Source organism: Bradyrhizobium yuanmingense (genome assembly GCF_029167105.1).
In the GTDB taxonomy this organism is placed as follows: Bacteria; Pseudomonadota; Alphaproteobacteria; order Rhizobiales; family Xanthobacteraceae; genus Bradyrhizobium; species Bradyrhizobium yuanmingense_A.
Genome location: NZ_JARFML010000003.1, coordinates 121,461 through 137,454 on the forward strand (window position 1 = coordinate 121,461; position 15,994 = coordinate 137,454).

At 58.0% G+C, this 15,994-nt stretch carries 15 protein-coding genes; 8 read left to right on the forward strand and 7 right to left on the reverse strand.

Annotated elements, in window-relative coordinates:
* Positions 1-103: 103 nt before the first annotated feature.
* Positions 104-481 (reverse strand): hypothetical protein, encoded by a 378-nt coding sequence (locus P0R31_RS05360; RefSeq protein WP_275513138.1) that lies wholly within the window; start codon positions 479-481, stop codon positions 104-106.
* Positions 482-743: 262 nt separating this feature from the next.
* The gene (locus P0R31_RS05365) at positions 744-1,673 is read right to left on the reverse strand and encodes a TauD/TfdA dioxygenase family protein (protein ID WP_275513139.1); all 930 of its coding nucleotides are present in this window, start codon (positions 1,671-1,673) and stop codon (positions 744-746) included.
* 2,325 nt (positions 1,674-3,998) lie between these two features.
* Between P0R31_RS05365 and P0R31_RS05370 the strand changes: the two genes are divergently transcribed.
* Entirely contained in the window at positions 3,999-4,517 is a 519-nt protein-coding gene (locus P0R31_RS05370; protein WP_275513140.1) for a hypothetical protein, read from the forward strand.
* Positions 4,518-4,603: 86 nt separating this feature from the next.
* Here the strand turns inward: P0R31_RS05370 and P0R31_RS05375 are convergent, their stop codons facing one another.
* The 5 genes from P0R31_RS05375 to P0R31_RS05395 all read right to left on the reverse strand — a co-directional run bounded on the left by P0R31_RS05375 (position 4,604) and on the right by P0R31_RS05395 (position 9,265).
* A complete protein-coding gene (locus tag P0R31_RS05375; RefSeq protein WP_275513141.1) occupies positions 4,604-5,656 on the reverse strand; it encodes a pyridoxal-phosphate dependent enzyme in 1,053 nt (350 codons plus the stop codon).
* Positions 5,657-6,105: 449 nt separating this feature from the next.
* The gene (locus P0R31_RS05380) at positions 6,106-6,690 is read right to left on the reverse strand and encodes an anthranilate synthase component II (protein ID WP_275513142.1); all 585 of its coding nucleotides are present in this window, start codon (positions 6,688-6,690) and stop codon (positions 6,106-6,108) included.
* Complete coding sequence (pabB, locus tag P0R31_RS05385) at positions 6,687-8,081, reverse strand: aminodeoxychorismate synthase component I (protein ID WP_275513143.1); 1,395 nt, start codon at positions 8,079-8,081, stop codon at positions 6,687-6,689. Before pabB ends, P0R31_RS05380 begins: the two co-directional genes overlap by 4 nt.
* Positions 8,082-8,209: 128 nt before the next feature.
* Complete coding sequence (locus P0R31_RS05390; protein WP_275513335.1) at positions 8,210-8,530, reverse strand: Dabb family protein; 321 nt, start codon at positions 8,528-8,530, stop codon at positions 8,210-8,212.
* 96 nt (positions 8,531-8,626) lie between these two features.
* Positions 8,627-9,265: a GntR family transcriptional regulator gene (locus P0R31_RS05395; RefSeq protein WP_275513144.1), complete on the reverse strand. Its 639-nt coding sequence runs from the start codon at positions 9,263-9,265 to the stop codon at positions 8,627-8,629.
* 113 nt (positions 9,266-9,378) lie between these two features.
* Between P0R31_RS05395 and bioB the strand changes: the two genes are divergently transcribed.
* The 7 genes from bioB (at position 9,379) to P0R31_RS05430 (ending at position 15,767) form a co-directional block, all read left to right on the forward strand.
* Positions 9,379-10,473: a biotin synthase BioB gene (gene bioB, locus P0R31_RS05400; protein ID WP_275513145.1), complete on the forward strand. Its 1,095-nt coding sequence runs from the start codon at positions 9,379-9,381 to the stop codon at positions 10,471-10,473.
* Complete coding sequence (panD, locus tag P0R31_RS05405; protein WP_275513146.1) at positions 10,424-10,777, forward strand: aspartate 1-decarboxylase; 354 nt, start codon at positions 10,424-10,426, stop codon at positions 10,775-10,777. The genes bioB and panD overlap by 50 nt, the downstream gene beginning before the upstream one ends.
* A 91-nt stretch (positions 10,778-10,868) precedes the next feature.
* The gene (locus P0R31_RS05410; RefSeq protein WP_275513147.1) at positions 10,869-12,005 is read left to right on the forward strand and encodes an 8-amino-7-oxononanoate synthase; all 1,137 of its coding nucleotides are present in this window, start codon (positions 10,869-10,871) and stop codon (positions 12,003-12,005) included.
* 385 nt (positions 12,006-12,390) lie between these two features.
* Positions 12,391-13,023 (forward strand): dethiobiotin synthase, encoded by a 633-nt coding sequence (gene bioD / locus P0R31_RS05415; RefSeq protein ID WP_275513148.1) that lies wholly within the window; start codon positions 12,391-12,393, stop codon positions 13,021-13,023.
* Positions 13,023-14,285, forward strand: coding sequence for an adenosylmethionine--8-amino-7-oxononanoate transaminase (locus P0R31_RS05420; protein WP_275513149.1), 1,263 nt, complete (start codon positions 13,023-13,025; stop codon positions 14,283-14,285). Before bioD ends, P0R31_RS05420 begins: the two co-directional genes overlap by 1 nt.
* 631 nt (positions 14,286-14,916) lie before the next feature.
* Positions 14,917-15,414, forward strand: coding sequence for a methyl-accepting chemotaxis protein (locus P0R31_RS05425; RefSeq protein WP_275513150.1), 498 nt, complete (start codon positions 14,917-14,919; stop codon positions 15,412-15,414).
* A gap of 47 nt (positions 15,415-15,461) precedes the next feature.
* On the forward strand, positions 15,462-15,767 hold the full coding sequence (locus tag P0R31_RS05430) for a hypothetical protein (RefSeq protein WP_275513151.1): 306 nt from the start codon (positions 15,462-15,464) through the stop codon (positions 15,765-15,767).
* The last annotated feature ends 227 nt before the right edge of the window (positions 15,768-15,994 follow it).

The window sequence follows — 15,994 nt, forward strand, 5'->3', positions numbered from 1 at the left end:
GCGCGAGAGACTCATGCATCACCATCGGTCTTGAGCAGCACATTTGCTCATAGAAGCGTCGGCTGCGCGCGAATGTCGTCGCAATTGCCTGCGGCTGGATGACTCACAGAAGTCGGCCCGCCACTTTGGCCTTGCCCCCATTGTTCTGACAGAAGCTGTCGTAGACCCATGGCAGACCGATCACCGCGTCGTTCACGTAGAGGAAGAGTTCGCCGCTTCGCGCCGCCTTGAATGTTGCCTTGTATGCTTGTGGCGTCGTGTTCGGGAGCGGAATGGGATCAAGGAAATATTCGTCGGCGCCAGTTTCACCAAACCGCGAAATGATACCATACCACGGTCTGAACAGAATAGGCCGCAGGCGAATGGCGGAGCCAAACTTCCATCGATTTGCGAGTTCGATGGTCGACGTGCCGAAACCTGCAGGTGTCGCCGGCCGCCCAGCGAGGTGATCACTTGCCATGAGCAAAAAAACGAGACTCATTTTCTACCTTGGGCAAGAGCGAACTTCAACGTGGGATTAAATCCGTGGGGCAAGGTCACGGGTGATCTGCTCAGCCGACGAAAGATCTAGCTTAAGAGCTCTACATCGAGCTCACTAAGCTGCCCACGAATTTCTGTGCATGTGATGTAGGCCCAATTCACCGAAGGGCGCCTCCGGATCTGAAGTAGGAACCGGCGCGGACAACTCAGGCTTGACAAACGAATCGGTGGGGCCGTACGACCGAGACGCTGAAAGTGGCTCGCTAGGCAACTCTAAAGGGCAGCTGCTTTTCGACCTCCAGACGCTTTACACTGGAGCGCCCGTCGACACCGACGGGTATGTCCCCATGGATGGTGGCGCGCCGAACAATACGATGCTGATCGCCGTAATCATTTACGGCATAATGATGTGTTGCGCGGTTGTCCCAGATCGCAACATCACCTTCCTTCCAGCTCCAGCGGATGGTATTTTCGGGCGCAATGATATGCGATTGAAATAAATCGAACAGCTTCTGGCCATCAAATTTCGGAATATCAATGAAGCGCTGCACCAAACAGCCGAGCATCAGTGCACGCTCGCCGGTTTCGGGATGGACTCGCACGACTGGATGCTCGGTCTCAAAGATCGTTCTCGTAAAGACCTCATCAAAATGCTTCTTATCGACTGCACGTACGCGGGCGATTCCAGCATAATCGAAGGCGTTGCTATGGACGGCTCGGAGCTGTTCGGCAAGCCGTTGCAGCGGCGGCGGCAAGTCGAGATAAGCGGCTGCGGTGTTTGACCAGATCGTATCCCCGCCGAATTGTGGGATTATAACAGCCCGCAGCACCAGAATCTTGGGATAAGCATCCAGGAACGTCCCATCGGCGTGCCACACGTCGGCCCGGCCACCACCGCGGGAAGAATCGAGCTCCAGAATCGACGTCGTTCCCCTGGTCGTAGCGAGCGTCGGATGCGGTACAAGCTGTCCCAAGCGTGCGGCAAAGCGTTCCTGCTCGGCGTCATCGAGATGAACCTGATCACGGAAGAAGATCACCTTATGCTGAAGCAGCAATCGATTGATTGCAGCCATAGCCTGGTCCGACAAATCGCCTGAAAGTCTGATATTTCTGATTTCAGCGCCGATGCGAGCTGCGCGTTTGACGACGGTGTTATCCGGAATGCCATTGTCGACCAAAGCAGTTTCGCTCATGTGGCATCCTCCAAATCTATGCGGTTCCTTGGCGATCCACCTCCGCGACTCACGAAGAAGGGGAGTTACAATGCGCACCACTCGGCAATGGGCATTTTGTTGCGAGAGCCAAATCGGCTGCGCATGGATTGCGGCTTATCCGGTGCCATCTTCGGTGGGATGTCGCTTGAAGACGCCTGTCCTCTTTTGAAGGACTGTATTGATCGATGTGTGGAGGAGTGTCATCAGATACCCGACGGTTATTGCTTCGGCGAAAGGCCCCGGTGATTGTAATGCGATTGCGATCCTTCGAAGTCGTCTGGAGCACTTGATGTGTGCTGATGCGGGCGTCGCATTGTGTTCATAGGAGGACTCTCGTTAACGAACGAATGTCGAGCAATCTCCGTGCCAATTGCCGAGGACGCCACTCTGGCGGGCTTCATTGGAGCAGTAGCGCAAAGGATCGGTGTGTCCGGCGCGAGGCGATCACAGGATTGCTCGATAGCTCGACGAAATAGCCATGATCGTTCTCAAAGCTCAGTCGTCCTTCACGTCTCATGTTGTACTGGAGAGAGCCGGGAGCGCACAATATCCTGACCAGGCTTGAAGAGTGGCGGCCCTTTATGCCTGTTGTTTCGAAAGCGACATGACCCTTGTAAGCTGTCACGACATCGACAAGAGCTGCATGCGCGGCAGTTCCTGACAAGAGGCTGTCAGAAGCGCGCGTGGTATCCAGACGTTACCCGCAAACCGAACCGCTTCGCGGTCAAGGTTTGGGACCTCCCGCTGCGCGTGGCAAGTTGTGGCAGAGGTGAGAAGTTGACCTTCAGCTCACGTGTCTACTGCGAGTGAGGACGGGTCGGGTGGGGAGCCGATCTGCCAGAGATCATCGACGCGCCGTCTCCTCCTCCGATCAGCGGTAGCACAGCGCCAATTGAGCACGACGACATGTACCTAGATCCGAGGTCGGCCCTGGCCACCGCGGAGGGGTGGGGTGCGCTATCATACTCAATGCTGCGCATCGCGGCTTGCGATGTTCTGGTCGTTGAGCGAGAGAACGAATTGACTCACAGGAACAGCTGCCACTCAAGTCGTCAAGGAAGCTACTATTCTCGAAGAATTATCGACCGAGCGGATCGGGCAATGCGGCTGAACGGCACGTGCCAAATTAAATTGCGACCGTCCAGAAGATTGTAGTCCAGCTCTCCTCGCCTGAATATCTCGATGCCCGTATTGCATCAGGAGCAACTCGATCAACGTAGCTATCGAATTCGTGGCGCGAAAAGACTAGGGCACGTTGACTAGTGGCATGGACGCGGTCGGCCGCGGCACAAAGCCATCCTGGTGCCGGCCGCGTGCTGCCAACATAATCGCAAACGCCACAAAGAGGATCAGGAGTCCACGCATTTCCGAACACTTCCTCCGAAGGCTCCATCACTATTATGAAGCGACTGACAGGCTGATCCGTTTGCTCTAAGCTTTGGCGGAAAACTCCGCCGCTTTGATGCAGGCTACTCGGCCTGCAACGTCCTACTTAGCCCTAAGAACTCAATATCTCAATATCCCCGGTGTTTCCTGGTAAAACTGCGAACTGCCGGGTGCTCACGCTTAAAAAAGGCGCTCTTGCCTAGAAGGCAGCAGCAATCGTGCAGCGCATCCGTCTAAGTGTTTTAGTCATTTCTGTTCCTCCTCCCGTCAGTGGATTATGCCGGGCGTACACGATCAGTCGCCATCCTTGCGCTGCCCCGCGCGTATAATGTCGTCCTGGCGGTGAGACGTGGTGTGATGCGATGTCAAGCTCGAGATGACAGCCCCATGCAGTGGTGAATTCCGGCATAGGCGATCGTGAATCCAGGCCGATGATCCTAGTCAAAGGCGTCGCCGTTGATCTGTTCGAGATAACGCCCGTTCTTGTTGACCGCCCTTCGTCGTCCCTCAATCGATTAGCTCATCATGCCCGAAGTCATCCATTCGGGCGCAGAGTTGATCGGGCGTTAGTTAGCTGAGCCCGCCTTCTGCGAGCGTGCTTGTTCATCTTTCAACGGAGCGCCTTGTAGATCGCCGCCAGCGCGGAGGAACGCCCCTCCACCGCGAGTGAACTTAGATTGTTTCGCAATCGTATCGCGCTTGCTTGTGCAGCGTTACTGCGCTGAGTGGTGGGTTGGCGCGGGAAAACATCGGTTCGTTGAAGGGCTGGATAGTCGACGCGGAAGCGGCGTGATTTTCCCGATATCGTTGTGCATGACCAATTTTCGTGTCGCGCGGACGGCTCACTGAAGGTCTTGACCGTCATCGACTATCGCGTCAACGAGAGCCATTGCAGGTTGAGGTGCAGGACAAGGGATCATGGATGTGATTGATGAAGCGAACGGCTCGGAGCTGCCTGCCGTCTTGCGCAAGTCATCAAGACGCCTTCCATGGGTTTTTGGACTTGTCGCCATCCTCACGGGCCTATGCGTTGGCGGAGCCCGTTACTGGCCTCATATTGACAAATTCCTGGAGGCGTCGGGAACACCTGAAATTGTCTCAATGCCGGCCTTGTCATCTGAAGACAAAGCAATCCTTTCGGAGATTCAGTTGCGGCAACAGGAGGCGAGCGAAGAGCTTGCGGCGCTCAATCGCAACATCAGTGCGCAGCAAGCCGATTTGCAGCGGATGTTGGATCAAATCGCAGTCCTGACTTTAAGAATTGAGGCTCTGCAGAGCCCACCGACTGCTCCGCCTCCTCCTGCAGATCCTCGTCCGCCAGCAACCCATACCGCTTCGAAGGCGATAACGAGAGCCAGTCGCCCGTCTAAACCAGAAGGGCCGGTTTCCGTCGGGGGCGCGCCGCTAGCCGCCGAGCCGGAGGCGGACCGCCGGTAATCCAATGATGAAGCCCTCCGGCCTCCTGGACATGGCTCGTTGAGAAAATCCATGTCGAGCCAGGAGGGAAGATCGCGGTGATCACATTAGGCCTCCAGGGCGCGTTCGGTGAGGAGGACGAGAATGCGGCTCCGCCCGTCGAGTCCGAGATTGCTTGTATGGCTCGGGATTGCCAAAGCACTCATGGCCCCCGCCAAGCCTGCGGCAGCGGATGGGGTGGTGGCCAGGTCGTGGGCGGAGAGCAGGCGAACAGCATCCACCAATTCCGCCTCGGACACGGTGATGGCCCGAGCGCCGTGCCGCCTGAGCACCGCAACGGCCGGCGCGCTCGCGCGGCCGCAGGAGAGCATCTCCGCGGACGTTCGCAGATCGCCCTTCACCCGAATCGGCCGGCCGGCCGCGAGTGCGGGCGCAACACACGCCGCGCTTTCGGGCTCGACCGTTACGATATGTCCCGGAGGTGCCAGCCAGCCGGAGAGGCCCTCGGCGATGGCGGCGGCGAGTCCGCCCACACCAGCTTGTATGAAGGCGTGCGTCGGACGCCCATGGCCGGCGAAATCCACCTCATTGCGGATTTCGGCCGCCGCGACGCCGTATCCCGCCATGACATCGCAAACGATGGGGTCGTTCGGATCGTCGGTCGTGTCGGCGACAAGAACGCCTGCGCCTTGACAGGCCGCCGCTGCGGCCGCATCGACTGCATCGTCGTAGGTGCCGGGCACCCACACGATCTCGGCACCCTGATGCTCGATGCGGCGCGCGCGCGCGTTCGGCACGCCCTCGTGCAGGAACACGCGGGCGGTCGCCCCGGCAAAGCGCGCGGCGGCAGCTACCGCGAGCCCGTGATTACCGTCACTGGCGCAGATCAGGGTCGGCTGCCCCTTGGGTGGCGCCCCGAGAAGGTCTGCCACCTGCATACGCGAGGCTCGGGCGAGTGCGCGCAACCCGGCATAGGTGCCACCAAGCGACTTGAAGCTACCGAGCGTGCGGCTGCCCTCGTCCTTCGCGAGCACCTGCGCCACTCCGAGCCGGTTCGCCAGCGCCGGAAGGTTCAAGAGTGGCGTGGGTGAGTATGCGGGATCGAGGCCGCGTAGCTCGGCTGCAATTGCATCGACAGGAAAGGAAGCAGTACTGTTCATGCGCTGATCTTGCCCGCAAAAGGGACGCTTTGCTGCGGCAAGCGTGCTGCACAGCAATTGTTTCCGCCGATTATGAACTAGCTATGCGTGAAACACCACCCTTCGGTCTCGCTGGAGACGGAAGACGTCAGATCGCCTCGATGGCTCATTCGGCGTTGCTGCGCAGCCTCCCGTAAGGAAAGCCGCTTGGTATGAGATCGGCGAAGTGAGACTTGTTCCTGCAACCGTCTTGCTGGGCAGACAGTCTAGAGGGCGTTCGCACGAGATGTCTTCCATGACATTCCGACCGTTCGGAACTTGAGCGCCCAATAGCCTTGTCACTCGGAGCCTCGAAGGCGGAGGATCCATCAGACCAGAACCTCTAGTAGATCATTGATGAAAAGCCGGCTTTCACGCTCACGATCCGCTCCCAAATTTAGTTACCGGATCTGGGCAATGATCTTCGTATCTCATAGGCAGGAAGTCTGTGCGAGCCGCAGGAAGTTAGTGAGCAGCACGTGTCCTCGATGGGTAAGTATTGATTCCGGATGAAACTGTAGGCCATAAGTCGGTTTAGAACGATGTGCAAGGGCCATGACCTCGCCATCTTCCGAACGCGCTGTCACTATGACATCCTGCGAGCAAACCTCGCCGAACTCAATGACAAGAGAATGGTAGCGGCCGACGCAAAGTGGGGATGGCAGTCCCGTGAAAAGCCCTCGGCCGTCATGTGTTATATGCGAGGCACGCCCATGCATGGGACGACGTGCGCGCACGACACGTCCGCCGAAAACGCTCCCAATGCACTGGTGTCCGAGGCAGATGCCGAGAATTGGGACGTGCCCCGTAAGCTCACGTATGACGGCGTTAGATATTCCGGCCTCACTTGGCGTGCAGGGACCCGGGGAGATGACGATTGCCCGCGGCTTGAGTGCAACAAGATCACTGATGCTGACCACATCATTCCGAACGACCTCGGTTGATGCACCAAGCGTCTTGAAATACCGCGCGATGTTGAAGACGAAGGAATCGTAATTGTCGATGATCGCAATCATGGCGCACCGGATGTTTCGATCCGGAATGCATCAAATATCCGCTGCGCCTTGGCGAGTGTCTCCTCGTATTCTGCCTCTGGGTCTGACATCGCCGTCACACCGCCCCCCGCATGAAACACGGCCAAGTCGTCACTGATCGTTACGGTGCGGATCGCGATGTTCGTGTCCATATGACCGTCAAATCCGATAAAGCCGATGGCGCCGCAATAGACTTCGCGCGCCACACGCTCGATTTCCGCGATAATTTCCATGGCTCGCACCTTCGGTGCTCCGGTTATGGAGCCGCCGGGAAAGCAAGCGCGCAACAGCCTAACGGCGTCCTGGTCTGCTGCAAGTTTACCCGAAACAGCCGACACGAGGTGGTGCACCGAGGCATAGGATTCGAGTTCGCAGAGCGCTGGGACCTCCACCGAATGCGCAGTGCACACGCGAGACAGATCGTTACGCAGAAGGTCCACGATCATGGTGTTCTCCGCGCGATCTTTTTCAGACGCAACAAGGATTTCAGCACGGCGCCGGTCTTTCCTGGGATTAGCGGAGCGGGCGATCGTACCTTTGATCGGGCGCGTTTCGACCTGTCGCCCCTCAAGCTTCAGGAATCGTTCTGGCGAGCTCGATGCAATAGTCAACTTGCCGTAACGCAGGAGGGCTGCAAAGGGGGCGGGGTTCAATGACCGCAGGCGGCAGTAGAAGGCCAGCGGATCGAATGAAGTCGGCAGCCGGGCGCTGAAGCGTTGCGCAATGTTGGCTTGGAAGATGTCTCCAGCAAGGATCAAGTCGATGACGCGCTGTACTGCGGCAATGTATTCCTCTCGGCTGAAGTTCGAGCGCCATCCTCCCGATGTGCCGGCGGAGCCGTCCCACAGCGGTGTCGGGCCGGCAAGATGAGCGACAAACTCATCAGCGCGACGGCCGGCACGAGCACTCCGGGATACGGGATCCTGCTCCGGCCATCCCGTAGAAACGATCCAGCATCTGTCGTTACGATGATCGTGGGCGAGGATCACGTCATAGAAATGCAGGATGGATTGGGGCAGGCGCTGACCGGGAAATTCCGGCCTTGGCAATCGCTCCAACGTCCGGTTCAGATCATAGGCAATGAAGCCAGCGGCACCACCCTGGAAGGGCGGAAGATCAGGGCGATGCTCCTGGGAATACTTCGCGAGAAGCGTGCGGAGCATTTCCCATGGATCGCCCTTCATCGCTGTTTCGTCGCAACTCGCCTGTCCGTCCGCGACCATATAGGTGCTGAAGGGATCGCAAGCCAGGTAGGAATAGCGCCCCAGTGACCCATGCTTTGCGGCGCTGTCGAGAAACGTGAGGTGGGGTCGATGCGCGAGACGACGCATCGCTGTGACAGGATCGATCCATGGCAGCTCACGAACCTGCATCTGGCTGTCGGTTTCCGGCCGGTAGGAGTGCAAAGACCTTGGGATTTTGCCCCAGCGAGAGCGGTATGCTTCTGAAGCCGCACTCGTAAGATGGATTGTCACGCTAATGCGCCGGGTGCGCTGAGTGACTAGCCCGTTTCCGATATGGAGATAGACCGTCCAATCGGCACATTGTAGTCGGCCGCGAACCGCAGTTCTCGGAGCGGTCGCACCCGCTTGATCGATTCCTGGTAAAGAGCGTGCTCCTTGTAGGCTGTGAGCTCCGTCTCGCTGTCGAACTCGCCATAGACGACAACGTCGACGTCGTTGCCGAGCTGGTCGGTCTTGCGGTTGCGGGCGACCTCCAGCCGGCGCGCATGCGGAATTGCCGTGAGGACCGAGAGGCCCTCAATGATTTGATCAATGTGAGCTTTGTCCTTGGCGGTGAACAAGACGATGTGACGAATCATGGCCAACCATACCGGTGATATGAAGTTGGTTGCCTGATATCTTGGAACGCAGCCCGCCGCAATGCGGCACGCCACGTACGAATGGGCCATCCTTGGTCAGGACGCAGGCAGGGCAAGGCGCTCGATCGTTTGAATGTGGCGCGCAAGCAGGTTGCAGGCTTGATCGATGTTGCGCGCGCGCAGTGCTTGCAGAATCAGGCGGTGATCCTGATTGGGCCGCGGTCGCCACCCAGCCCTGCGCGCCATCGCGAACACCAGCCTAGAATTTGCAAGCTGCAAGCCACCAAGGCTGGCCAGCAGTCGCGGCATGGCACAGGGCGCCACGAGCGCGTGGTGAAAAGCGCGGTTCGCCGTTTCGAAATCCTGGAGCGTCTCGGCATTGTCTCCTTCAGTTATAGCGAGCTCGATCCGCGCCAAATGAGCCGATGTGAGCCTTGGAGCTGCATTGCGCAACGCGACCACTTCTAGCGCGGCACGCATCTCGGCGATCTCTTTCACCGAATTGATATCGAGCGGGGCAACTCGAACGCCACGACGAGGTGCAGCAACGACAAGATGTTGAGCCTCGAGTTGCCGAAATGCCTCGCGCACCGGGACGTGACTTGAATGGAATTCTCGCGCGACATGATCCTGGCGGAGTGGAGCATCCGGCTGCAGGGCGCCGGTGATAATGCGTGCGCCGATCGACTCGGCGATGCGGCCAGCTGTCGTCAAGTTCTCGCCATCAGTCATCATAGATTATCTATCAGAAAAACGAGTGCACTCGTGGGCGACCTCAGTTAGCATCAATCCAGAACAATAGTCATAGATAATTTCCCAGACTATCTATGATTTGACCGAGCGAGCTTATGGTTGATGTCTTGAGAGAAGGGAGCGACAGCGGCAACAGCGCGCCGGTTCGCAATGATTGGAAGCGCGCCGATGCCGCGGCGCTCTATAATCTGCCGTTTGCCGATCTGATGTTTCAGGCGCAGAGCGTTCATCGCCTCAACTTCGATCCAAACCACATTGAAACCGCGAGCCTGCTCAGCATCAAGACCGGCGGTTGTCCTGAAGATTGTGGCTATTGCTCGCAGAGCGCGCACTACGACACCGGCCTGAAAGCCACGCGCCTCATCGATCGCGCCGACGTCGTCGCCACAGCGCAGCGCGCCAGGAACGCCGGCGCCACCCGATTCTGCATGGCCGCAGCTTGGCGCAGCCCTAAAGATCGCGATCTCGATCAGGTCTGCGAGATGGTCAGCGCGGTCAAGGGACTTGGCCTGGAAACCTGCGTCACACTTGGCATGCTGACGCCGAAGCAGGCTGCACGGCTCGCCGACGCAGGGCTCGATTTCTACAATCACAACGTCGATACCTCGCCGGAGTTCTACGGCAAGATCATCACCACCCGCACCCTGCAAGACCGTATCGACACACTCGCGCATGTTCGCGATGCGGGCATCAAGATCTGCTGCGGCGGCATTCTGGGCATGGGCGAGCACGTCGAGGACCGCCTTGCGATGCTTGTTCTGCTCGCCAACTTGCCGAAACATCCGGAGAGCGTACCGATAAACGTGTGGAACGAGGTTCAGGGCGTTCCGGTGAATGAGACTGCAGAGCGTCCAGATCCGATCGCGATGGTGCGCCTGGTGGCTGCCGCCCGGATCATGATGCCGCGGAGCGTGGTGCGGTTGTCCGCAGGAAGGCAGTACATGACCGATGAACTCCAGGCGCTTTGCTTTTTGGCCGGTGCGAATTCGATCTTCATTGGCGATGTGCTGTTGACCACGAAGAATCCGCAGCGTGACCGAGACATGAATTTGTTGAACCGGCTTGGCCTTGCATCTGGGCTTGCCCTGAGTGAATCAGGCAAGCCTGCACGTTCTCCGCAAAACGGCATTGTAGGTAAGAATGCAAATTACCTTGATGAAGGGCAGAATCCATCGGGCCTCGGTGACTGAAGCCGATTTGCACTATGAAGGCTCAGTCTCGATCGATCGTGCACTGCTCGACGCTGCAGGCATTGTGATCAACGAACGTATCGAGCTTTATAACATCGAAACCGGAGCGCGCTTCGTAACCTATGTCGTCGAGGCGCCCCGAGGTTCTGGTGTCATAAGCTTGAACGGGGCGGCGGCGCGGCTCGCGTTGCCCGGCGACAAAGTGACCATAGTTGCATATGCCTCCTTTGATGAGGAGGAAGCAAAAACGTTCAAGCCACGGATTGTGCTGGTTGACCGAGAAAATCGCATCTTGCCGGGCTGAAAGCTACCATCGTCCAGTTTCGTTCTTGTAACCCTTAAAATCGCTTGGCACCTCTTGGGGCAGCCATGGTGAGCGATGAGCCCAATCCCTCATGAACCTTCATGCCTATGTGACCGCTTTGCATGACCTGAAAGAAGACGGCCGCCTGCGCGGCTTGAAGCCGCGCAGAGGCGCCGATTTTGCGTCGAACGATTACCTCGCCCTCGCAAGCGCGCCGCGGATGAAAAAGGCTCTTTTGGCGGGCCTCGAAGCTGGCACACCCATCGGAGCCGGTGGGTCGCGGCTTCTGCGGGGCAATTGCGAAGAACATGAACATCTCGAAGCAGAAGCTGCCAGGTTCTTTAAAGCAGAGACGGCACTGTTTTTTGGCGGCGGTTATGTCGCAAATTTCGCTATCCTGACAACGCTGCCGCAGCGGGGCGATTTACTCGTTCTGGATTTTCTGGTGCACGCAAGCATTCATGAAGGTGCGCGTGCCGGTCGGGCCGAGTTTCGAGTGAGTGCCCATAATGATCCCCAGTCGGTCGAAAATATAATCCGTGACTGGCGGGCCAAGGGCGGAATGGGCCGAGTCTGGGTCGTAGTCGAAAGTCTTTACAGTATGGATGGCGATTTCGCGCCGCTTGAAAACCTGGTCGGGATCGCAGACCGCTACGATGCATTTCTCATCGTGGACGAGGCGCATGCCACAGGCGTCTACGGCGAGCAGGGGCGGGGGCTTACCGCGCCTTATGAGGGGTGCGAGAATCTTCTGGTCGTTCATACGTGCGGCAAGGCGCTCGGTGCCGCCGGGGCGCTTGTCACTGCGCCAGCGGTGCTGCGCGACTTCTTGGTCAATCGCTGCCGTCCCTTCATCTTCGCCACCGCCCCCTCACCCTTGATGGCGCTCGCCGTGCGGGAAGCAGTGCTAATCCTGCAGCAGGAGCCCGGGCGTCAGCAGCGTCTGGCCAACCTTGTCACGTTTACACATCGGCAGATGCGCATTCGCGGCTGGCAAAATCCTTCGAACTCGCAGATCGTGCCTTATATCGTTGGCGACAATACGCGTGCAATGCAGATTGCCTCTGCACTGCAGGCTCGCGGTTTCGACATCCGCGGCATCCGTCCACCAACCGTGCCGGCTGGCACAGCTCGTCTTCGTATTTCACTGACGCTCAACGTCGCCGAGGAAGATGTGCTTGCAATGCTCGATGCTCTTGTCGAGGAGACAGCAAGTCAGGCTCCATGAACCGGCAAATCGTGTTAGCCGCTTACGGCCGTTTTCGAAAGGGTGACCGAGCTCCTGCGAGCTATCGGAAACCCTTCATTCTGGTCTCGAAGAAGAGATCGGCATCAAGCTCGTCGCGCGGCTTGGCAATGTCGAGCCTTAATCGTTGCAAACCTCACATCACCTCTCGAGGTTTGCTCGTGCAAACGCACACATCTGAGGCCTGATGGCATGAAAACCTTTGTATTGGCCTCATCGAGTGCCGAAATTCGCCAACAAGCGGCTCAATATTGGGCACGTTAGGCTTACGGTCCAGGCAATAAAGAACGCGAACATGAAATCTTCAGTCGAGGGCAAGGCGTCCAATGCTCGATGCGCGCGCTGAGGGGACGAGGGGAGTAGCTTGATGAGTCAGCGGATCGTGGTGACCGGTACGGATACTGGTGTCGGGAAAACCGTGTTTTGCGCGGGGCTCGCCGATCTTCTGGGCGCCAGCTATTGGAAGCCGATTCAGGCCGGCCTCGAAGGGGAGACCGATACCGAGATCGTCGCAAGACTTGGCGGTCTGTCGGGCGATCGCATCGTGCCGGAGCGTTACCGCCTCACAACGCCTGCTTCCCCCCATCATTCTGCGCAAGTTGACGGAGTTCGCATCGACCCGGACTCGCTCAATGTGCCGGAGACCGGGGATCGGCCGCTCGTGATCGAGGGCGCCGGCGGGCTGATGGTGCCGCTCAGGGGTGATACGCTCTACATCGATGTCTTTGAGCGATGGCGGCTTCCAGTCGTTCTTTGCGCGCGTACAGCGCTTGGCACTATCAACCACTCGTTGCTGGCAATAGAAGCTCTGCGAAGGCGGGAGATTCGCATTCTTGGAATTGCCTTCATCGGGGAAAGAAATGCTGAAGCTCAGACCGCAATTCGCGAGATTGGGCGGGTACCTTGGTTGGGGCGTTTGCCCTGGCTTTCTTCCCTTACCTCCGACACGCTGCAGCCGGCGTTCAAGGCCTCATTCCGGCCTGACGATTTCAATCTGTAATGCCGAAGCCGATGTCGCCAATCTGGCATCCGTTCACCCAACATGCGCTTCAACATGAGATGACAAAGGTGGTGCGTGCTGATGGTGCTTACCTCTACACCGCAGATGGCTGCCGTATCGTAGATGCAATTTCATCCTGGTGGGTGGTGACGCACGGTCATTGCCATCCGCACATCGTGCGCGCCATTCAAGATCAGGCGAGCAAGCTCAACCAAGTGGTCTTTGCCGGCCATACCCATGATCCCGCCGAGGAGGTTGCTGCGCTCCTCTTGAAGCTCGCGCCCCAAGGTCTCGACTACGTCTTCTTCTCTGACAGTGGGTCGACCAGCGTCGAGGTGGCCTTAAAGATGGCCCTCGGCTATTGGCACAATATCGGCGAACAGCGAATCCGCATTATCGTAATGCAGCATTCCTACCACGGCGATACGGTTGGGGCGATGTCGGTCGGTGCCCGAGGCGTGTTCAATGCGTCATATGGACCCCTGCTGTTCGACGTTAGATCAATCCCGTTCCCAACGAAAGATCGTGAGCAGGCGACGCTGGATGCGCTAGAATCCGCTTGTCGAAACGAAATTCCGGCCGCCTTTATCGTGGAGCCGCTGATATCGGGGGTAGGCGGAATGCTGATGTACCCAGCCTGGGTGCTGAGGGAGATGAAACGGATCTGCGAAGCCTCGGACGTCCTATTCATTGCGGACGAAGTCATGACGGGCTGGGGCCGGACTGGAACATTATTCGCCTGCGAACAGGCCAATGTCACGCCCGACATCGTCTGCTATTCCAAGGGAATTACCGGAGGGGCGCTTCCACTCGCAGTGACACTCTGCCGCGCCGATATTTTCGATGCTCATTATTCGAAAGATCGCACGCGCACGTTCTTCCATTCGAGTTCATATACTGCGAACCCGGTGGCCTGCGCCGCCGCGAAGGCCAATCTGGACCTCTGGCAAGATCCTGAAGTTCGTCAGCGCGTGGCGTCGGTCGCCATCATGCAAGAGCAGGCAATTGAGCCATTCCGCGCAGACGCCCGCTTTAGAAACGTCCGACGCCTGGGCACGATTGCCGCACTCGATCTGATAACGAGCGATGCGGGTTATCTCGCCGAGATCGCTCCGAAGCTCCAAGCTTTCTTTAGAGAGCGAAATCTGCTGCTGCGGCCGCTCGGCAATACGATTTACGTGATGCCGCCCTATTGCGTCACCGCGGCGGATCTTGATGAAATTTACGCTGGCATCAGGGAAGCCGCCGGTGTGCTGGCCTGAAGCTGTTCAAGCGTCAGCCGGGACCCGAAGCCCCTGATTCTAGTTGACCAGACAAACAGTCGCGACGGCACTATGCAAATCTACTTTAGTGCACATGATCAAAGCCGGTGCTGCAGTTACCACGCACCGCCTTTGGACATTCATTGCGTCGCGGATCCGCCGTGAAGAGGACATTCCAATACTCACGATGCTTGCGCAGCATCGCCACTCCTCAAGATCGCAAAAGTGGCCAGCGCGTCGGCTGCCCCCGCGACCATGCCTGGCTGCAACGTGGACGCGAGGCGATGGCCGGGCGCGGTGTGCCAGCTACTCGCCTAAAGTGTCATGTTCACCTGGTGGGGTGAATCCTGCGCCGTTCGGCCGACATTCGCCGAACTTGTGCGTCGTTTATCCTGTCTAGCCAGTTTACGGCAAGAAACGGTGATACCCTTGGGCTTCTGGTTCGCCAAGTTGGTCATTGGACGAAACTAACATGCAAGAGCTTGCAGCGCAGGACGGAAAAGGGGCACTGGCACCGCTTAGGACGGCGTTGCCAGGCGCATCGCGGATCCCGTTCCTAATATCGTGCTGTTAGCCCGTGGTGCTCCCACGTGTTGTGCTCATCACTAGGTGGCAAGCGAGAGCTCAGTTCTTGAGCGCGCTGATCAAATCGCACCGACCATGTTCGCGCATGCACTGGAACGTGATGCAAGCCTCAACGATTGCGAATCGCTTTACCGAAATTCTCAGTAAAGCCAGTCTACTGGCGCTCACTGCAAGCGTCGAAGCTGCTCACGCGGGCAATGATGATCGCCGATTTGACCTGGTTGCGCGCGAAGTGAAGCTGCCGGCGAAGCGGACTGCGAAGACGAACTCCGAAATTGCAGGGCAAATTGCAGGCAGCGGCCGAACAGTCGCTCAGCTCTACCGTCTGAATCAGCAATTGATATTGATAGTATCTTACAGATTCTATCGCTGGGTGCTGTTGCGCGGGGCCGCGGCAATCAAGCCTTCCTCAAGATGCGCATCATGCACCAGACATCCGGCGCTCGGGCAGGTGGCACTCGAACTCGTCCTCGCCGCGCTCACGGCTGCGGATGCGCATCACCCAACCAGCATCGTTCAAAAAGTCGAGGTCGAGAATTGTTAGCCAGTCAGGTCGTGCTCATTTGAAGGTGTGCTCGTCGGGGATCTAGAATGCCTAACTATGTTGCGTCGTACGATTTGAAGGAGACCAGTCCTGATCCGCACTCCGTATTTTTGAAGCGGGCCATAGCGTACGGCTGGAGTTGTTGGATTCTTGCCTCCAACAATGTGTGGTATCGGCTGCCGAACACGACCCTGGTTGGCGCATTTGATAACTTGGCCGTTGCTGAAATGAAACTCGAATCAGCCCGGGTGGCAACACAGAACGAGTTGGGACGCGCGGTCACTATGAGCAAGTGGATCATCGTGGACTACGGATCCGTTCGGTTCAATTCGAATGAGCGGCAGAATGCCTAAAATGGCGCCGATGGGCTTTTGGCGACGGCCCAAAGCTCACCAAAAGCCCCGCTGATACCCTCAGCGATTGTATCGGGCCCGCGTCAACGTTGCCATTTGGGAGCTTAAGGTTGAGCTCGCTCAAATCCCTCCGTTGGTATTTGCGGAGGATCGGTTGCAAGGATTGATCGGTGTTGGAAGCTGCGGTGTGCTCCAACCCGTGTGTACCCACTGCGTCACGAAGATGC

What these genes read in the sequence shown, in the direction of transcription:
- P0R31_RS05360 (WP_275513138.1), bottom strand. Translation starts at nt 481, where the DNA reads ATGAGTCTCGTTTTTTTGCTCATGGCAAGTGATCACCTCGCTGGGCGG.
- P0R31_RS05365 (WP_275513139.1), bottom strand. Translation starts at nt 1,673, where the DNA reads ATGAGCGAAACTGCTTTGGTCGACAATGGCATTCCGGATAACACCGTC.
- P0R31_RS05395 (WP_275513144.1), bottom strand. Translation starts at nt 9,265, where the DNA reads ATGATGACTGATGGCGAGAACTTGACGACAGCTGGCCGCATCGCCGAG.
- P0R31_RS05420 (WP_275513149.1), top strand. Translation starts at nt 13,023, where the DNA reads ATGCCGAAGCCGATGTCGCCAATCTGGCATCCGTTCACCCAACATGCG.
- P0R31_RS05410 (WP_275513147.1), top strand. Translation starts at nt 10,869, where the DNA reads ATGAACCTTCATGCCTATGTGACCGCTTTGCATGACCTGAAAGAAGAC.
- P0R31_RS05380 (WP_275513142.1), bottom strand. Translation starts at nt 6,690, where the DNA reads ATGATTGCGATCATCGACAATTACGATTCCTTCGTCTTCAACATCGCG.
- bioD (WP_275513148.1), top strand. Translation starts at nt 12,391, where the DNA reads ATGAGTCAGCGGATCGTGGTGACCGGTACGGATACTGGTGTCGGGAAA.
- P0R31_RS05430 (WP_275513151.1), top strand. Translation starts at nt 15,462, where the DNA reads ATGCCTAACTATGTTGCGTCGTACGATTTGAAGGAGACCAGTCCTGAT.
- P0R31_RS05375 (WP_275513141.1), bottom strand. Translation starts at nt 5,656, where the DNA reads ATGAACAGTACTGCTTCCTTTCCTGTCGATGCAATTGCAGCCGAGCTA.
- bioB (WP_275513145.1), top strand. Translation starts at nt 9,379, where the DNA reads ATGGTTGATGTCTTGAGAGAAGGGAGCGACAGCGGCAACAGCGCGCCG.
- P0R31_RS05370 (WP_275513140.1), top strand. Translation starts at nt 3,999, where the DNA reads ATGGATGTGATTGATGAAGCGAACGGCTCGGAGCTGCCTGCCGTCTTG.
- pabB (WP_275513143.1), bottom strand. Translation starts at nt 8,081, where the DNA reads ATGCAGGTTCGTGAGCTGCCATGGATCGATCCTGTCACAGCGATGCGT.
- P0R31_RS05390 (WP_275513335.1), bottom strand. Translation starts at nt 8,530, where the DNA reads ATGATTCGTCACATCGTCTTGTTCACCGCCAAGGACAAAGCTCACATT.
- panD (WP_275513146.1), top strand. Translation starts at nt 10,424, where the DNA reads ATGCAAATTACCTTGATGAAGGGCAGAATCCATCGGGCCTCGGTGACT.